Origin of the sequence: Bacteroides sp. 51, assembly GCF_010500965.1 — a bacterium.
Lineage (GTDB): Bacteria > Bacteroidota > Bacteroidia > Bacteroidales > Bacteroidaceae > Bacteroides.
The window spans coordinates 1-448 of the sequence record NZ_QVMI01000023.1 but is presented as its reverse complement, the minus strand read 5'-3'; the positions used below and the strand labels follow the sequence as shown (position 1 = coordinate 448).

General features: G+C 38.6%; 1 protein-coding gene. It reads left to right on the top strand.

Annotation, left to right across the window (positions count from 1 at the left end; translation table 11 throughout):
• On the top strand, positions 1-237 hold a 237-nt coding region (locus tag D0T87_RS24245), incomplete at its 5' end, for a hypothetical protein (RefSeq protein ID WP_203558707.1).
• Positions 238-448: the final 211 nt, after the last annotated feature.

Here is a 448-nt window from a genome sequence, read left to right as displayed (position 1 = left end):
CAAAGTTTGCCACGTTCTTCCTTAATCTTGTCCATTGTGGCAAGATGCATTTCCATAAATTCTTTATTTTCTTTTTCCATATTCTATTTATTATCTTTAGTATATTCTTTAAATTCATTTATGATTCACGATGCCGCAGGAACTCTCCTCCTGCCCGAGGAGGAGTACCCCGAAGGGGGGAGGTGGTGGGAGCAATTCAAAAACCATACAAAAACCATTTCAAAACAATCAAACTAATATTATAACATCCGCCTATACTCCCGCACCAGCGGAGAGAGAGTTCATAAATACTGTGTTTTACCTTTAACTTTCAACTTTCAATTTTCAACTTTCAACTCTATACGTATCATCGGAGCAAACAAAGCCCCCAGTTCCTGTGGCGTATACAACGACCGCAGAAAAATAAAAACAGCATCATAAGCATCAATATAACAGCTCCCATCCATTG